11 protein-coding genes and 1 other RNA gene are annotated in these 17,222 nt (G+C 46.5%); 8 read left to right on the forward strand and 4 right to left on the reverse strand.

Annotated features, from left to right (window positions below; all coding sequences use genetic code 11):
• Positions 1-17: 17 nt before the first annotated feature.
• Entirely contained in the window at positions 18-1,724 is a 1,707-nt protein-coding gene (locus ACO0KY_RS02395; protein WP_423043900.1) for a diguanylate cyclase domain-containing protein, read from the reverse strand.
• A 528-nt stretch (positions 1,725-2,252) separates the two neighbouring features.
• Here ACO0KY_RS02395 and ACO0KY_RS02400 point away from each other — a divergent pair.
• The 6 genes from ACO0KY_RS02400 to ACO0KY_RS02425 all read left to right on the forward strand — a co-directional run bounded on the left by ACO0KY_RS02400 (position 2,253) and on the right by ACO0KY_RS02425 (position 10,089).
• Positions 2,253-2,630 carry an RNA-binding S4 domain-containing protein gene (locus tag ACO0KY_RS02400; RefSeq protein WP_423043902.1) on the forward strand — a complete coding sequence of 126 codons (378 nt, stop codon included), beginning with the start codon at positions 2,253-2,255 and terminating at the stop codon, positions 2,628-2,630.
• Positions 2,631-2,975: 345 nt separating this feature from the next.
• Positions 2,976-3,575, forward strand: a complete 600-nt coding sequence (locus ACO0KY_RS02405; RefSeq protein ID WP_186911241.1) for a TetR/AcrR family transcriptional regulator — start codon at positions 2,976-2,978, stop codon at positions 3,573-3,575.
• A gap of 70 nt (positions 3,576-3,645) precedes the next feature.
• Entirely contained in the window at positions 3,646-5,436 is a 1,791-nt protein-coding gene (locus tag ACO0KY_RS02410; RefSeq protein ID WP_423043904.1) for an acyl-CoA dehydrogenase C-terminal domain-containing protein, read from the forward strand.
• A gap of 98 nt (positions 5,437-5,534) precedes the next feature.
• A complete protein-coding gene (locus ACO0KY_RS02415) occupies positions 5,535-7,949 on the forward strand; it encodes a 3-hydroxyacyl-CoA dehydrogenase/enoyl-CoA hydratase family protein (RefSeq protein ID WP_423043906.1) in 2,415 nt (804 codons plus the stop codon).
• Between the two features lie 14 nt (positions 7,950-7,963).
• Positions 7,964-9,160, forward strand: a complete 1,197-nt coding sequence (locus ACO0KY_RS02420) for an acetyl-CoA C-acyltransferase (protein ID WP_186911064.1) — start codon at positions 7,964-7,966, stop codon at positions 9,158-9,160.
• Between the two features lie 149 nt (positions 9,161-9,309).
• Entirely contained in the window at positions 9,310-10,089 is a 780-nt protein-coding gene (locus ACO0KY_RS02425; RefSeq protein ID WP_423043908.1) for an enoyl-CoA hydratase, read from the forward strand.
• A gap of 82 nt (positions 10,090-10,171) precedes the next feature.
• On the opposite strand, the gene ACO0KY_RS02430 is transcribed toward ACO0KY_RS02425, so the two are convergent.
• The gene (locus ACO0KY_RS02430; RefSeq protein ID WP_423043910.1) at positions 10,172-10,390 is read right to left on the reverse strand and encodes a hypothetical protein; all 219 of its coding nucleotides are present in this window, start codon (positions 10,388-10,390) and stop codon (positions 10,172-10,174) included.
• A gap of 139 nt (positions 10,391-10,529) precedes the next feature.
• Positions 10,530-12,974, reverse strand: a complete 2,445-nt coding sequence (locus ACO0KY_RS02435) for a putative bifunctional diguanylate cyclase/phosphodiesterase (protein ID WP_423043912.1) — start codon at positions 12,972-12,974, stop codon at positions 10,530-10,532.
• 965 nt (positions 12,975-13,939) lie between these two features.
• Between ACO0KY_RS02435 and ACO0KY_RS02440 the strand changes: the two genes are divergently transcribed.
• Positions 13,940-14,434: a hypothetical protein gene (locus tag ACO0KY_RS02440; protein ID WP_423043914.1), complete on the forward strand. Its 495-nt coding sequence runs from the start codon at positions 13,940-13,942 to the stop codon at positions 14,432-14,434.
• Positions 14,435-14,536: 102 nt separating this feature from the next.
• On the opposite strand, the gene ACO0KY_RS02445 is transcribed toward ACO0KY_RS02440, so the two are convergent.
• Positions 14,537-16,234: a thiamine pyrophosphate-binding protein gene (locus ACO0KY_RS02445; protein ID WP_423043916.1), complete on the reverse strand. Its 1,698-nt coding sequence runs from the start codon at positions 16,232-16,234 to the stop codon at positions 14,537-14,539.
• Positions 16,235-16,413: 179 nt separating this feature from the next.
• Between ACO0KY_RS02445 and rnpB the strand changes: the two genes are divergently transcribed.
• An RNA gene (gene rnpB / locus ACO0KY_RS02450) (RNase P RNA component class A) lies at positions 16,414-16,763 on the forward strand.
• Positions 16,764-17,222: the final 459 nt, after the last annotated feature.

Genomic DNA, 17,222 nt, shown 5'->3' on the forward strand with positions numbered 1-17,222 from the left:
TCACTGATTGTCACCTGCTATTGCAGGCTTGGTGCAACATAAAAACGAATCAAATTGCGACCATCATCTTTGGCTTGATACATCGCTTTATCTGCCCATTTCATGACCTGCGTCTCAGTCGTATTATGTGAATTGAACAGGGCAACACCAATGCTGGCGGAACATCTGTGTTCTATATATTCGGGTTTGCCGTCGTATTGAATCGGTAACATATAAGGCGTACGTAAGGCGTTACGGATTTTTTCGGCGATTACCGTGACCTGATTTTTCGAGTTCCCGTTTTCTGCTTGTAACTCGCTGATGATAACGACAAACTCATCTCCACCAAAACGCGCTACCGTGTCGATTTCTCTGACGCAAGACCGCAATCTGCTGGCGACTTCGATCAACAATAAATCGCCTACATCGTGTCCAAAATTATCATTGAGTGGCTTAAAATTATCCAGATCAATCATTAGTAGCGCGGCGTGATTGCCACTGCGTTTTCCGGCGGCGATGCTCTGTTCTATGCGGTCATGTAACAGGCGACGGTTAGGCAGATTGGTGAGCGGATCATAAAATGCTAGTCGATGCACGTCATCTTCCATCCGTTTGCGTTCGGTGATGTCCTTGATGGTGGCGATATAATTTATCGGATAGCCATTTTCATCTTTGACGCAAGAGAAAGTCATATTGGCTGGAAAACGTGTGCCATTTTTACGGATCAACGAGACTTCAATTTCGCCTTCAGCACCTTGCAAGACTCGTTGCAGTAGTGCTTGTAATTGATCGTTTTCATCTTGCGGCCAGTACGGAAAGCCTGCGCCCGAGCGGAGTAGTTCTGTATCCATAAAACCTGTCATGCGACACAAAGCGGGATTCACTTCCAATGCTCTTCCGTTACGTTCAAGAACGGTGAATCCATCTTGCATAGAATTGATGAGCTTGCGCGTGAATGTCAGCGATTCATGCAACTCTACTTGTGCGACCTTGAGAGCTGTGACATTGTCATGAGAGACGATAATTCTTGGTGGCTCAGCGCTGGGAATGCGAGTTACCCTTGCGATAAACCAGCGACGCTCATCGGGCAGATGAGATGGATATTCAATTTCAAAATAATTATTATCGCCAGCAAGTACTTCTAGTAATTTTTCATAAAATAGTTCTGCCTCTAAAGAACCTTTGTTAGTCACTTTCGCATCTGGTTTGCATAAATCGAGGTAACTAGTTTGCTTAAGCAGAATCTCAGGGTTGCCACCATTAGAGATCAAAAAATTGATCCAGGCACTATTTGCTGAAAGTATGATGCCCTTCTCATCAAGCACACAAATCTGCGCTGGCAGCGCATCCAAAACGGAGTGAACAAATAAATGTGAGGCCTCTAAGTCGCGTTCAATTTTTTTTCTGGTGGTGATGTCAGTAACATAAACCAGTCTCCGCATCGTACCGTCGATGCCTGGAACTTGTGCTGATTCACTGATAACATGTAAGATTGTACCGTCAGCTCGTTGTACATCCCACTCCCCACCGAGTATGCCGCCAGTTTTTAAAAAACGCTGATGTAATTCGAGTACAGAAGCACGGGCTTCAGGCTTAAACACCATCGTAAAACAATGCCCGAGCATTTGCGCTTTGGTGTAGCCATAGATGTCGCAATACACCTCGTTAAGTGCTTCATAAGTGCCATCAAAATTGATGACCGCCATACCGATGGGGGACTGCCGCAAAACCTCATCGAAAGGCATGTGTATATTGTTCAAAAGCAGATTCTGAACAGCGTTTCCCTGCATGTTGCCCCCTGATTCTTACTGCGGCGCGCATTTCTGGTTGTACGCAAAGAGCGATTTCAATCAGATATAGCGTATATCGAGTGCCTGGAAACGTCGCTATACATGCAACAACAGGCGCGGCGACAATTGTAAAATAAATTTAATTCTACAAGTAAGAATCGTTCAAGCGATGATCTGGGAATTGGTTCGAGGAAATTTTTTGTTGTTGAATTTACACAATTAAATTATTGACACTTGTGCTCAAATGCGCATAACCAAGTACAAATTTGATGCTTTAGGCATCCTTTTTTCAGTCCATTGTCCGTAATGCTGCGATGCCGCACAGATAGTCTGTCAGTATCGCTTTTCTTGAGCATAAATGCCTTGTATTTGACCAGCGCCTGCAATACATTGCATCAAAATAGAATGAACGTGCGTTAATTAAATCCGGAACATTGGAATAATTGGAATAATTTGAATAATTGGATTTGTTAGTGAGTCTCCATGAGCAACACCACCCGTATCGATAAGTGGCTGTGGGCAGCCAGATTTTTTAAAACCCGTAGCCTGGCAACCCATGCGGTTGATTTAGGGCGTGTCCTGCAAAACGAGCAGCGTGTCAAACCCGCCCATGACGTCAAAATTGGTGACCTGATCGAAATTCATCATAGCGAACAAATCTGGCAGGTCAAAGTTTTACGCATATTAGAGGTGCGCGGTCCCGCAACAGTGGCACAGACGATGTATGAAGAAACCCCGGCAAGCCTAGAAAAGCGCCAAAAAGCGGCGGAAGATAGAAAATATTTCCGTGAACCGACCGCGCATATTCAAGGGCGTCCAACGAAACGTGATCGTCGGCAATTGGATGTGTCGTGGGATTGAGGCAAGCTTTTCCACGGCAGACAATTGTTACGAAGTAACATATTTAAGTTGATAGCAAGAATCAGAAACCAGGAGCCGTGTCAGGCAGGGATGTTTAAAAATGACTTTTAGCGTCGATTAACTATGAAGTTCATCTGAGGTTAACGATTTTTAAGTACATTGCTAATATGAAACAAATCTGAAAACAAATAGATACTCTCCTCTAAAGGGCGAATCCAGTTTGACTTTTAATGCGCCGTGGCTAATAGTACGAGCGTTCGATTAATTCACTAGTTTGCATGTTGTTAGTGTCAACGTGAAGCATTTCAATATAGATACAGTAATATGAATATGACATCGAAATTCATGCGTAAAGGGGAGTTGACCCGCGCAGCCATTCTGGACGTAGCACTCGACGCCGCCAGTCGTGACGGTATAGAGGGGCTCACTATAGGCTTGCTGGCCGACAAAATGAACATGAGCAAATCTGGCGTGTTCGCCCATTTTGGTTCGCGTGAAGATTTGCAAATCGAAGTGTTAAAGCTTTACCACCATCACTTCGAACAAGAGGTGTTTTATCCAAGCATGAAAGAAGAGCGTGGCTTACCGCGTTTGCAATCCATGTTTGCACTGTGGATCAAGCGCGTTACGGTCGAGATTGCGTCGGGTTGTATTTATATTAGTGGTGCTGCTGAGTATGACGATAGGCAGGGCCCGATACGCGATGAATTGGTCGGTATGGTAAAAGCATGGCAGGGTGCATTACAGCGTGCTGCCAGCCAGGCGATACAACTTGGCCATTTGCGCCAGGATGTCGACGCTGACCAGATTGTGTATGAAATGTACGGCTTGATACTGGCTTTGCACCATGATGCGCGCTTCTTGCGCAAACCAGGTAGCGTAGACAGAGCGCAAGCTGGTTTTGAACGAATGATCGAATATTACGCGCCGGTCATAGCGGGTTAATGCAGGGCCGTCGTTATTTTTGAAATATCTGTTTCCTTATCTAGTTTAACTTTGCCGTCAGGAGAAAATCATGGGTCAATATATCGCTCCATTGCGTGATATGCAGTTCGTGTTGCATGAATTATTGAATGTTGAATCGGAACTTAAGCAATTGCCTAAGCATGCTGACGTCGATGCTGACATCATCAACCAAATTCTGGAAGAAGGCGGCAAATTCACTTCCGAAGTCTTGTTCCCATTGAACCATTCTGGTGATCGCGAAGGCTGCCATCACGACAAGACTAACCACACAGTCACCACACCAAAAGGCTTTAAAGAAGCCTACAAACAATATGTAGAAGCGGGCTGGCCTGCATTGTCTTGCGACCCGGATTTCGGCGGTCAAGGCTTGCCACTGGTCGTGAACAATTCATTCTATGAAATGATGAATTCTGCAAATCAGGCATGGACGATGTATCCAGGCTTGTCGCACGGTGCTTACGAGTGTATCCACGAACATGGTACAGACGAACAAAAATCTTTGTACTTGCCAAAACTGATTTCCGGCGAGTGGACAGGTACTATGTGCCTGACTGAGCCACATTGCGGTACTGACTTGGGTATGCTGCGTTCCAAAGCTGAACCACAAGCAGACGGCACCTACAAAATCAACGGCGCGAAGATTTTCATCTCCGCTGGTGAGCACGATATGTCTGACAACATCGTCCATCTGGTGCTGGCACGTTTGCCAGGCGCACCAGAAGGTTCAAAAGGTATTTCCCTGTTCATCGTTCCTAAGTTCCTGCCGAATGCAGATGGAACAAACGGTGCACGTAACCCGATTTTCTGCGGCGCGATCGAAGAAAAAATGGGCATCCACGGTAACTCCACATGCCAGATGAATCTGGATGGCGCGACCGGCTGGTTGATCGGTGGCCCGCACAAAGGCCTGAATGCGATGTTCGTGTTCATGAACGCAGCACGTCTGGGTGTTGGTATGCAAGGTCTGGGTCTGACTGAAGTGGCTTACCAAAACGCGTTGGTCTATGCAAAAGACCGTATCCAGATGCGCAGCTTGTCTGGTCCTAAAGCACCAGAAAAACCAGCTGATCCGATTATCGTTCACGCTGACGTACGTCGCATGTTGTTGACAGCAAAAGCGTACGCTGAAGGTGCACGTGCTTTCTGTTCCTATGTTGCTCTGCAACTCGATAAAGAACTGAATCACCCTGACGAACAAGTTCGCAAAGATTGCGCTGATGAAGTTGCGTTACTGACACCAGTGATCAAAGCCTTTATCACTGACAATGCATGGACAGCAACTTCTGAATGTCTGCAAGTTTATGGCGGCCATGGCTTTATCGCTGAATGGGGCATGGAACAATATGTTCGTGACGCGCGTATCAACATGATTTACGAAGGTACAAACACAGTGCAGTCGCTGGATTTGTTAGGCCGTAAGATCTTGATGGACAACGGTGCAAAGCTGCGTAAATTTGGCGCCAAAGTACAAGCCTTCGTCGAGGCGAATGGCACTAATGAAGCGATGTCTGAATTCGTTACACCATTGGCTGAATTAGGCGACAAAGTCACTAAGTTGACCATGGAAATTGGTATGAAAGCATTCCAGAATCCAGACGAAGTTGGTGCGGCTGCCGTACCTTACCTGCGCGTTGTCGGACATATGGTGTACAGCTATTTCTTTGCTCAAATGGCAAAAATTGCTCTTGAAAAAGAGACATCTGGCGATACATTCTACAAAGCAAAATTAGCGACTGCTCGCTTTTACTTTGCACGTTTGTACCCAGAAACAGCGATGTTGATTCGTCAGGCACGTTCTGGCTCTGCCAATTTGCTGTCCCTCGAAGCTGATTTGTTCTGATGTAAGTAACCGTAGGGTGCGCTTGCGCACCTTGACTCTCAGGCTGACAGGGACGCATGGCGATCCCTGAAAGTCAGAGACTAAAACAAGGAAAAGCCATGACCAATTTCATCGTAAAAAAAGTCGCCGTGCTCGGCGCCGGCGTGATGGGTGCGCAAATTGCTGCGCATTGCATTAATGCTAAAGTACCTGTCGTTCTGTTCGACTTGCCAGCAAAAGAAGGTCCAAAAAACGGCATCGTTTTGCGTGCTATCGAAAACCTGAAAAAACTCAATCCAGCACCACTCGGCAATAAAGATGATGCTGCGTTGATCGAAGTTGCTAACTACGAAGACAATCTGGACGTGCTGGCTGGTTGCGATCTGATTATCGAAGCGATCGCTGAACGCATGGACTGGAAACATGACCTGTACAAAAAAGTTGCTCCGCACATCGCTCCAAATGCGATTTTTGCGTCGAACACTTCCGGTCTGTCCATCACGGCATTGTCTGACGGCTTTGATGCTGAATTGAAAGCACGTTTCTGCGGCGTTCACTTCTTCAATCCACCACGCTACATGCACTTGGTTGAATTAATCCCAACCGTAGCAACTCGCCCAGAAATCATCGATCAACTCGAAGGCTTCCTGACTACCTCTTTGGGTAAAGGCGTTGTTCGTGCAAAAGATACACCGAACTTCATCGCTAACCGCGTTGGTATTTTCGGTATGCTGGCGACGATCCATGAAGCTGAAAAATTCGGTTTGACGGTGGATGTCGTAGATGACCTGACTGGAAAAAAACTGGGTCGCGCTTCTTCTGGTACTTTCCGTACTGCAGACGTGGTTGGTCTCGACACCATGGGTCATGTAATCAAAACCATGCAAGACAATTTGGCGGACGATCCTTTCTTCGCGGTCTACAAAACACCAGAAGTACTGGCTAAGCTGGTTGCTGCTGGTGCGCTCGGTTCTAAAACTGGTGCTGGTTTCTACAAAAAAGTAGGTAAAGACATTCAACGTCTTGACTTCGCGACAGCGCAATACGTTACTGGCGGTGCTAAAGCTGACGACGTCGTAGCACGCATGTTGAAAGAAAAAGACCCTGTCAAGAAAATGAAGACCTTGCGTGAATCGACTCACGTACAAGCGCAGTTCTTGTGGGCGATTTTCCGTGACGCGTTCCATTACATCGCCGTTCATGGCGCAACGATTGCTGACAATGCACGTGACATCGATTTCGCGATGCGCTGGGGCTTTGGCTGGAATGTTGGTCCATTCGAAACATGGCAAGCATCAGGTTGGGCTGAAGTAGCGAACTGGGTGAAAGAAGATATCGACGCTGGTAAAGCATTGTGCAATACACCATTACCAAGCTGGGTATTTGATAGCGCTGTTGCACAAAACGGTGGTGTACATACCTCCGCAGGTTCCTGGTCCGCAAGCAAATCCACATTTGTTCCACGCTCCAATCTGGCGGTTTACGACCGTCAGGCGTTCCGTGCACCAGTTCTGGGTACGGGCGAAGCGACTGGCGCAAACGCTGGCACGACCTTCTTTGAAGATGAGTCCGTTCGTATCTGGCATCAAGGTACAGAAGCACAACGTGATGACGTGCTGATCTTGTCCTTGAAAACCAAGATGCACGTGATCGGCCCTGGCGTGATCGAAGGCATGGAAAAAGCGATTGCCGAAGCCGAGAAAAATTACAAAGGTTTGGTTATCTGGAGTGCGGATGCAGCAGACGGCGGCGCGTTCTCTGCTGGCGCTGATTTGCAAGCGATGTTGCCATTGTTTATGTCCGGTGGCGTGAAAGCGATCGAACCAGCAATCTCACGTTTGCAAGACGCACATCAGGCATTGAAATACGCGAATATCCCAGTCGTGGCAGCGGTTTCTGGTCTGGCATTGGGCGGCGGTTGCGAATTGTTGATGCACGCAGCAAAACGCGTGGCATCGATCGAATCCTACATTGGTTTGGTTGAAGTGGGTGTTGGTCTGGTTCCTGGTGGTGGTGGTTTGAAAGAAGCTGCAGTTCGCGCAGCAGCGGATGCGAAAGGCACTGATTTGTTGCAGTTCCTGAAAAACTACTTCATGAACGCAGCGACAGCAGCAGTTTCCAAATCTGCGCTCGAAGCGAAGAAAATGGGTTACCTGTCCGAGAACGATGTGATTGTATTCAACCCATATGAGTTGTTGCATGTAGCAAAAGTAGAAGCCCGCGCCATGTTTGACGCTGGTTATCGTGCACCAATGAAGAAACTCGTGCCTGTGACTGGTCGTCATGGTATTGCGACGATTTCTGCGCAATTGATCAATATGCGTGACGGTGGCTTTATCTCTGCACATGACTACAAACTCGGCAAGATGATTGCAGAAGTTGTTTGCGGTGGCGACATCGACAATGGCAGCCTGGTCAGCGAACAATGGTTGCTCGACATGGAGCGTAAAGCGTTTATGGAATTGCTGAACCATCCAAAAACACAAGAGCGCATCATGGGCATGATGCAAACTGGCAAGCCAGTACGTAACTAATCGGAGTACATAACATGACTAAACAACTTCAAGACGCGTATATCGTCTCTGCTACTCGTACACCGATCGGTAAATCTGGTCGCGGTATGTTCCGCAACACACGTCCAGATGACTTGCTGGTACGTGTCATGCAATCAGCGCTGGCACAAGTGCCTAACCTCGATCCAAAACTGGTTGAAGATGCGATCATCGGTTGCTCTTTCCCAGAAGGTGCACAAGGTCTGAATCTGGCGCGTATGGGCGTGTTGCTGGCTGGTTTGCCGAACACTATCGGTGGCGTAACAATCAACCGCTATTGCGCATCCGGCATCACTGCTGTGGCGATGGCTGCTGACCGCATTCGTGTTGGTCAGGCTGATGTGATGATCGCTGGCGGTGTGGAATCCATGTCCATGGTGCCAATGATGGGTAGCAACCCATCGATGAATATGGCGATTCTGCAAGACGAAAACGTCGGCATGGCCTACGGTATGGGTTTAACTGCTGAAAAAGTCGCGCAACAATGGAAAGTATCCCGTGAAGCGCAAGATGCATTTGCTTTGCAATCGCACCAACGTGCAATCGCTGCGCAAAATGCTGGCTACTTCGATGCAGAAACAACGTCTGTTGACATCATCGACCGCGTACCTAACTTGCTGACTGGCGAAATCGAACTCAAAACTCGTACGGTGACTCGCGACGAAGGCGCACGTCCAGATACCTCTTTAGAGGGCCTGGCGAAGCTCAAAGCCGTGTTTGCTGCCAAAGGTAGTGTGACTGCTGGTAACAGCTCGCAAACTTCTGACGGTGCAGGCGCATTGATACTGGTCAGCGAAAAAATCCTGAAGCAATTCAACCTGACACCATTGGCGCGTTTCGCTTCCTTCGCAGTCCGTGGCGTACCACCAGAAATTATGGGCATCGGTCCTAAAGAAGCGATCCCGGCAGCATGTCGCGCAGCAGGTATTACGCAAGATCAGATCGACTGGTTCGAACTGAACGAAGCGTTTGCGGCGCAGTCTCTGGCAGTGGTACAAGATCTGGGTCTCGATCCAGCAAAAGTGAATCCGATGGGCGGCGCGATTGCTCTGGGTCATCCACTGGGCGCAACAGGTGCAATTCGTTCCGCGACCACTATCCACGCTTTGCATCGCAATAACCTGAAATACGGTATGGTGACGATGTGCGTAGGTACTGGTATGGGTGCTGCTGGTATTTTTGAACGCATGTAATTTGCCTTACTAGCCCAAAAAAAACCGCACATATTTTGTGCGGTTTTTTTACAAATACGACAATGAAAATAGGTCTTGTTCACGAGTTACAATAGCGACTTGTTTGCACATGATTGAAGAATATAGTCCTAGGACAAAGAGAGACACACATGACAGATATCCTGACCCACAAAGAAAATGGCGTTCTGACGATCAGCTTTAATCGTCCTGAAAAGAAAAATGCGATTACTGCCGCCATGTATCAGGCGATGGCTGATGCCTTGCGTGCAGCCGAAACAGATGCCGCTGTGCGCGCCATCCTGATCACTGGTAAGCCAGAAATTTTTACTGCAGGCAATGATCTCGAAGATTTCATGAAAAACGCTGGCAGCCTTGCTAATCCAGACAGCATTCCGCCAGTCTATCAATTTATGCAGGCATTAAATGATTCCGGCAAGCCCGTGATTGCTGCTGTGTCCGGTGCAGCGGTGGGGATTGGTACTACCTTACTCATGCATTGTGATCTGATTTATCTGGCAGATAATGCAAAGCTGTCTATGCCATTCACACAATTAGGTTTGTGCCCTGAATTTGCATCCAGCATGGTATTTCAGCAAATTGTTGGTTATCAACGCGCTGCAGAAAAATTGATGCTGGGCGAACCATTTACAGCGCAGGAAGCGTTTGAAATGGGCTTTGTGAATAAGGTCTTGCCGTTAGAAGAATTGTTACCCTACGTCCAGCAAATCGCTGCCAAATTGGTTGCATTGCCAGCCGCTTCAATTCGCACTACCAAACGTCTGATGAAAGGTAATCAGCCACAAGCAATCGTCACAAAAATGGCAGAAGAAAATCAGCACTTTGCAGCAATGCTCAACGCACCAGAAGCACGTGAAGCTTTTATGGCTTTCTTTCAAAAACGTAAGCCAGACTTTAGTCAGTTCAATTAAATACTGACGTGAATAAAAAACGGAGCTGTTTGGGCTCCGTTTTTTATTTAACAACCTTCAATTGTTTATTAAAGGTCAGATTTTATTCTGCACCATTGCCTGGCATACTTGAAGTGAGATTGTTTTCACCGCCGCCGTTGCCTGGCATGCTTGAAGTGAGGTCGTTTTCTTCTACTCCATTACCTGGCATACTTGAAGTGAGATTGTTTTCACCGCCGCCATTGCCTGGCATGCTAGAGGTAACATTGCTTTCATTCTCGGCACTATCTGGCACACCGGGTACTTTTTGTTGAATAGACATCGTGCTCTCCTGGTTGGTGAATCGATTCATTAAACTTAACTACAACGGCGACGTTATCTTAGCTGATGTTGGAACAAAATCAATGCGTTAAATGCTGATATTTGTTTCAAACTATGCGCCTGGACGCCATTTTTTTATCTCACACTTTTTCTGGTACCAATTTAATTGGCTGCAGGTAATTAAATGGATTATTCAATGTTCGCCATTGGATAAATTCGCTGACCGGCATAGGCTTAGCGGCATACCATCCTTGTACATAATCACACCCAAACTGCTTCACCAGTTCCCACTCTTCCATTGTTTCAACACCTTCTGCGACGGTATGAAGTTTGAGACGTTGCCCAAGCTCTATGGTCGATAACAAGAGTAATGATGCATCCGTGTCTGGTTTTACATTGGCGACAAACGCCCGATCAATTTTTAATTCGGATACCGGCATTTTTTGCAGATAGGCAAGTGAGGAATAGCCTGTCCCAAAATCATCAAGCGCAATCGAATAGCCGAGAGAGCGCAAGTGGTCCAGTACGATGATGGCCGTATTGGCATCACTCATCACGCTGCTTTCGGTGACTTCCAGACGGATATCTTCGGTAGAGGCATTATTGGATTCGCGCAAAGTTTCAATGATCGAAACGATATTATGATTGCGCAAATCAAATGCCGATAAATTGATCGAAATTTGTATGGGGTCACCTGCCGCTCTCCATGCCGCGACCAGTTGCATCGCTTCTTTTAACATCCAGACTGTGATGGCGCTAATGTGGCCCGTGTGTTCCGCAAAAGGGATGAACTGATACGGTGGAATCATACCGCGTGTAGGATGCTGCCAGCGTACTAGTGCTTCAGCACAAACTACCGCACCATCCTTGACTCTTACTTTTGGTTGCAAGAAGATCCGTAAGTGATTCTGTTGTATCGCCATCCGTAATTCGGATAACAGACTCAGATCACCTAACTTATTGGTCTCCATGTCGGGGCGATACACCTCCCAACCACTTTTAGACGCGCGCGCCGCGTTGAGGGCGATTTCTGCACAATGCATATGCTTTTGCATGCTGACATCAGTTTGCAGGCTAACACCAGCGGAAAGCGATATATCAATCGTCTGTTGATTTACAGAAATTGGAGAGAAGAATTTTTCTTTCAAATGCCGTTGCAACTCGTCAATTGTGTGTATATCGATCCAGATAATAAAAAACTGATCCGACTGACTACGGCCAACCACCGTGTTGGGAATAGATGACAAACGATGCCCGACCTCGACTAGTGCTGCGTCACCAATATCGTGCCCCAGAGCCTCATTGATGGCTTTAAAGCGGTCGACGTTCAGGGCGACCACCGCAATGTAAGGATGTAGCTTGTTCTTTAGCATTGTTTCACCCTGAACCGCTAAACGTTCACGGTTGGCCAGACCCGTAAGCTGGTCTTCTCGGGCGATGCGTATCGCTTCGTTATGTAAGACAAATGTGCGGTAGGCTAAGCTGATACATAGCAGGGTAGGGAGGAACAAATTTTGAATTACATCAAGAGTCGTTCCTGACGGAGGGGTAAATCTCCATCCCCAACTTTTTGGTTGTACATTGATGAGTGACAACGTCCACCATAATACTGTAATAGGAAGTAATCCAAGTATAAGTAAGGGGGTGCCTTTATGGTGTCTTTGCGTTGCACGGAACAAACCCAATAAAGCGAGAGGGAACCACAAGAGGCTAAGATAGTCTTGTAAAACGACGGTTTTTAAACTCAGCGATGCTTCGAAAAACGACATTGGGACGAGCGTCAAATAAGCAACGGACATCAATAACATACAACGATGAAGAAAGAGGCTGTGTTCCTTAAAGCCGCCAATTCTGGTCACAATGATCGATAACACCGCTGTGGATGGCCACGATGTGAATGCAAATAAACGCGGGAACCAATCTGGCAAATTTGGCACAGAAAAAATAAGTCCGTCATTAAAAATGATAAACGCAGCCTGGAAGAAGGCGAATAGTGCAAATAGACCGTAATTTATGTCGCGTAAAAACAAACCAAACGCCAACATAATTAGTGCAAAACCGAGTAACACTGCCGACTGAGCAACGCTGGTATTTTCTGCTTTGCGGGCTTGCAAGCTGATTTGATCGAGGGTCATTCCGGCAACGTCGATTTCGTCATAAAACGAGGTAGACGGTGATACGGTAGTTCGTGCGTAAATTGGATATGCAGCATCTTGCACAATAAAACTGATGCGATTTGCACTCACAAAAGCGTTTAATTTTTCACCGTTGTGGGGGGCATTGCCTAACAACTTTCCTTGTTTGTCAAAGAGCGCAATATCAATCCACACACTTTTAAAACTCAGTAGCTCATCTTTTGGAAGTGGGCGTTCGATTCTGAGCCAGCACACCTTTTGCAGGCGTAATTTACCCAAACCCGGCGTCCAGGCAGCCTCATTTCCGGGAATATGAATGAGCTCGGACGCCTTGCCACAAACTGCGTCAGTTTGGACCGGACTGGCAAAACTGTCGCTGCAATGCAACAATGCGAATACGAGAATGAGGTGTTTGATCAGCCTCAACAGACCTAATCCAATTGCAGCCATAACTTCGTTCCTTGTTTGGACTTATAACCAGACGACGAGGTAGAAAAAAAGAGCAATTATTAAGAGAGTGCTATGCCAAACTTAACATACCAGAATTGATGTTAGTGTTGGTGGTTAATTGCAATAAATGCAATTATAATAAATGAAGAAAGTCACACAAGCAAAAGAAAATTAACTCCGTTACAATAATTTATTTTTGTGCAATAAATTTCAAAAAAGTATCCGCGAAATTGAAGTCCGACGTCTTTTTGCTTTTAAAAATTTGAGTCAATTTAATCGGTCTTCAGTATGTTGCATACTCTCACCGCAATCCAATTAGATGAAAATAAAAATTAAACTTCCAACCGCTGGAAAGCCGCGAAATCGTCTCGCACTAGCTGCGCGTCAGCGAAATGCCGGTGCGCATGAGCCAATTAATCCGTTGCGTACAGCACGCCGCAAAGCCCGGCAAGAGATACAAAAGAGTCTCCTTCGACGTATCCGGGATGACGAGGTTTAAATCTTTCCTAGGCGACAAGCGAGCACGTTCTCTTTCAATTACAGGATAAGAATTGCGCCCAAGAAGCTGCAATTTGTTGATTTACGCCGCAAGTGTTATTTCCCCAGAACATGCATTTTCTATTATTTCTTTAAAGCAGAACTTTGGTTAAGGTCTGATACATTTAAGATGTTGAAAAGAATAGAAAAATAAACAATAATTCTATTCATTCGTGGTGACATCCGTAAAACATTTTCGATTTGAAATATCGGTTGATGGAACCAAAATTTGTTTTCTGAATCCGAGTTTCTGAATAATACAAAATATGCTGAAAAGTAGTGTGATGGAATAAGAGTTGGATTCCGTCGGCGCTTGCAACCACAGAGGTTGAATGTCGTATAGCTGCGGGTAGCACATTTGTCATTATTGGTATATTCGACAGAAATCCCTTGTCACCGATAGGTATCATTTTCCAAGGCGGTTTATCATGGCTTCCGTTACTTTTGATGCTACTCATCCACGTAATATAAAAATCCGTTGGACTGATTTTGAGCATGGCTTTGTGATTAATGGCCAAAAGCTTGGCCGGCACGGCAAGGCGATTGCTACTGATTATTTTCATTTTTCAGCAAGCTGGAATTCGCTTGGTGCAGAGAAAACGGAACAATTTCAACGTCTTTTGACAGGATCCTCCAACGATAGAGCAGCTTTGCGCTATGAAATTACCAAAGACCCTGAACATCCAGGATGTTCATTGATTGTCGGTGAGTTCTCAATGGCCCACGCTGGCACGCCGTTAACCTCAGATATGCTGCATTACTTAGCCCAAACCGCAATATCGCCAGAGCTCCGGTACGGGCGCATTAGTGAAGATTTTAATGCTCCTTTTTTACTTGGTCACTGGATAGTCGAATTTCCAAAAGAAGTGAAATTACGTGCGGGTTTAGCGGGCAATCGCGGTTTATTGCCGGCTGCGTACTAAAGCATAGTACTGATAACCATCATCGTATTTATAGCTGTAACACCTTGCCGTTTCTCTCTCCCGGGCAAGGTGTTTTTTTAATTTTGCAAAAACTTCATTCCGTTATTTCCCCGATGCTCTTGCTTGCTGCCGTATCGTTTCCAGGCTGGCACCAGGCGTGATGAGATTGCCGTCGTAGCGCAATTCGATGAGTGCTGGCAATTGATGATTGCGGCAATGTTTTAATGCGCGTTCTAATGCTGGAGCAAATTCAGCGGTCGTCAATACGGTTTCACCACTCGCACCATAGGCGCGCGCCAGAGCCGCAAAATCAGGATTGTGCAATTCTGTGCCAGAAACACGTTCAGGGAATTCGCGCTCCTGATGCATACGAATGGTGCCGTACATACCATTGTTAAATACGATTATCACCACGCCTGCTTTGTACTGAACCGCAGTAGCCAGTTCCTGGCCATTCATCATGTATTCGCCATCGCCAGCGAAGGTAATCACTGTGCGTTCAGGATCAATAATTTTGGCCGCAACACCTGATGGTACGCTATAACCCATCGCACCAGAAGTTGGCGCTAATTGCGTGCGGAAGCCGCCGTAGCGAAAATAGCGATGCGCCCAGGTTGCATAATTGCCTGCGCCGTTGGTGAGTATCGTATTTGCAGGAGTCTGCTGCATGATGTCTTGCACCACTTGCCATAAATTGAGCGGTGCTTTCTCTTGTCCAAAAATGGCGGGCTCGGTTTGCCATGCAAGTAATTCGCTCTTTGCCTGAGCAACGGTGTCACGCCACTTATGGGACGCGTCTAATGCTTCCATGTCTGCTAAAGCCTCGGCAATTTCTTTCATACCGCTATTGATCATCAGATCCGCTTGATAAACACGGCCTAATTCCAGGGCATCACTATGAATGTGTATCAATTTTTGCTGAGGTATTGGTGCTTCCAGAACGGTGTAGCCACCCGTCGTCATTTCTCCCAGACGTGGACCAATCGCGATGACCAGATCGGCATCTTTTATTCGTTGTGCGAGTTTTGGGTTGATGCCAATGCCGACGTCTCCGATGTAGTTTGGGTGGGCATTGTCAATCAAATCCTGAAAGCGGAATGCGCAGGCGAGTGGAAGATGGTTACTGCTGGCGAAGTCACGAATATTTTCACAGGCAGTCTGATCCCAGCCACTGCCACCAATCAGTAGTACTGGGCGTTGCGCGACCGCCAGCATATTTCTCAATTGCGCTAATTGCTGCGGGGATGCGGATGCTTGTACCGGCGTGTAGTGGCGGGTATCAGCGACATCCGCGACTTGTGCCAACATATCTTCTGGCAATGCCAATACAACCGGACCCGGACGGCCGCTGGTCGCGACTTGGAATGCGCGGGCAATGTATTCTGGTACGCGGTCAGCACGATCAATTTGTGCTACCCATTTGGCCATTTGGCCAAACATACGACGGTAATCAATTTCCTGAAATGCTTCGCGTTCGACAAAGTCATTACCTACTTGTCCAATAAATAAAATCATTGGCGTGGAATCCTGGTACGCAGTATGTACCCCGATTGATGCATTGGTAGCACCCGGGCCTCGGGTCACAAAGCAGATACCTGGTTTGCCAGTCATTTTGCCGTAAGCGTCCGCCATAAACGCCGCGCCGCCTTCCTGACGATTAATAATGAAGCGAATCGGGCTATCGTGCAGCGCATCCAGCACTGGGAGATAACTCTCGCCAGGAACACCAAAAATTGTATCTACACCGTGGATTTGCAGTGCATCCACAATAAGTTGACCACCAGAACGAGAATTCGACATGATATTAAGCGGGAGCAAGTAAAAGCAGTAAGCTACCAGAAAGCATACAAAATTTGCAGTACTTCTGACGTCAAATGAACAAATCTGTGGCAATACGTGCGTAAAGTGCAGCTCTTAAATTCAAGTTTGCAGGCACTTACTACAACTGGAACACTCTGATTTGAGGTAAAATACAGCTCGAAGCAGGCCAGACAATCGCTGGTTGCCATGTTCACATGGTGACGGGAGGAAGGTCCGGACTCCATAGAGCAGGGTGACGGCTAACGGCCGTACGTTGAAAACGGAGGCGAAAGCTGAAGTATAAGACGAGGAATAGGGCCACAGAGACGAGCGTATTAAGTTACGGTGAAACGCGGTAACCTCCACCCGGAGCAATTTCAAATAGGCACGCGTTGAGGCGGCTCGCGGAGCGTGCGGGTAGAAAGCTTGAGCGGCGGAGTAATCCGTCGCCTAGAGGAATGATTGTCATAGCAGCAGGTAGCAATATCTGATGCCGTAACAAAATCCGGCCTATCGGCCTGCTTCAATTTATTAGCCATGTTTTTGATTAAAAACGTCCTTGTGTCGAATTGATTTTGGACAAGTCTGCTTGACTTGTGAATTCCCGGTCCAGTCTCAAATTCGCGACAGTTTTTGATAGAAATAGTTCTTATGGTGTCTTTACTTTCCCGAGCTGCAAAAAAAAAACCACCATTTTGTCCCAATAAATGGCGAGCAAAAGGCAGGCTAGATTGCTTTACTATTTGGAAAATTTTATTTGCAGTACTTTTAAAATCTCGTTGTTTGCCATGCTTGATAGAAATAATTTTATCTAAGTCCTTTGATAGGGACTATTTTCAAAAATTCTAGTGTTAAACTAATACTGGCTTGTTTGATAAATACGAAGGAAAATTTGCTCTGGCTTCGATAAGCTTGTCGATTATGCGTAATTAATTATTTGTATAATTTATTTTTCGCCTTTTCGTCAGTACTGCCTTTAAGTGTTTTT

This window comes from Undibacterium sp. Dicai25W (assembly GCF_049340505.1).
In the GTDB taxonomy this organism is placed as follows: Bacteria; Pseudomonadota; Gammaproteobacteria; order Burkholderiales; family Burkholderiaceae_D; genus Undibacterium; species Undibacterium jejuense.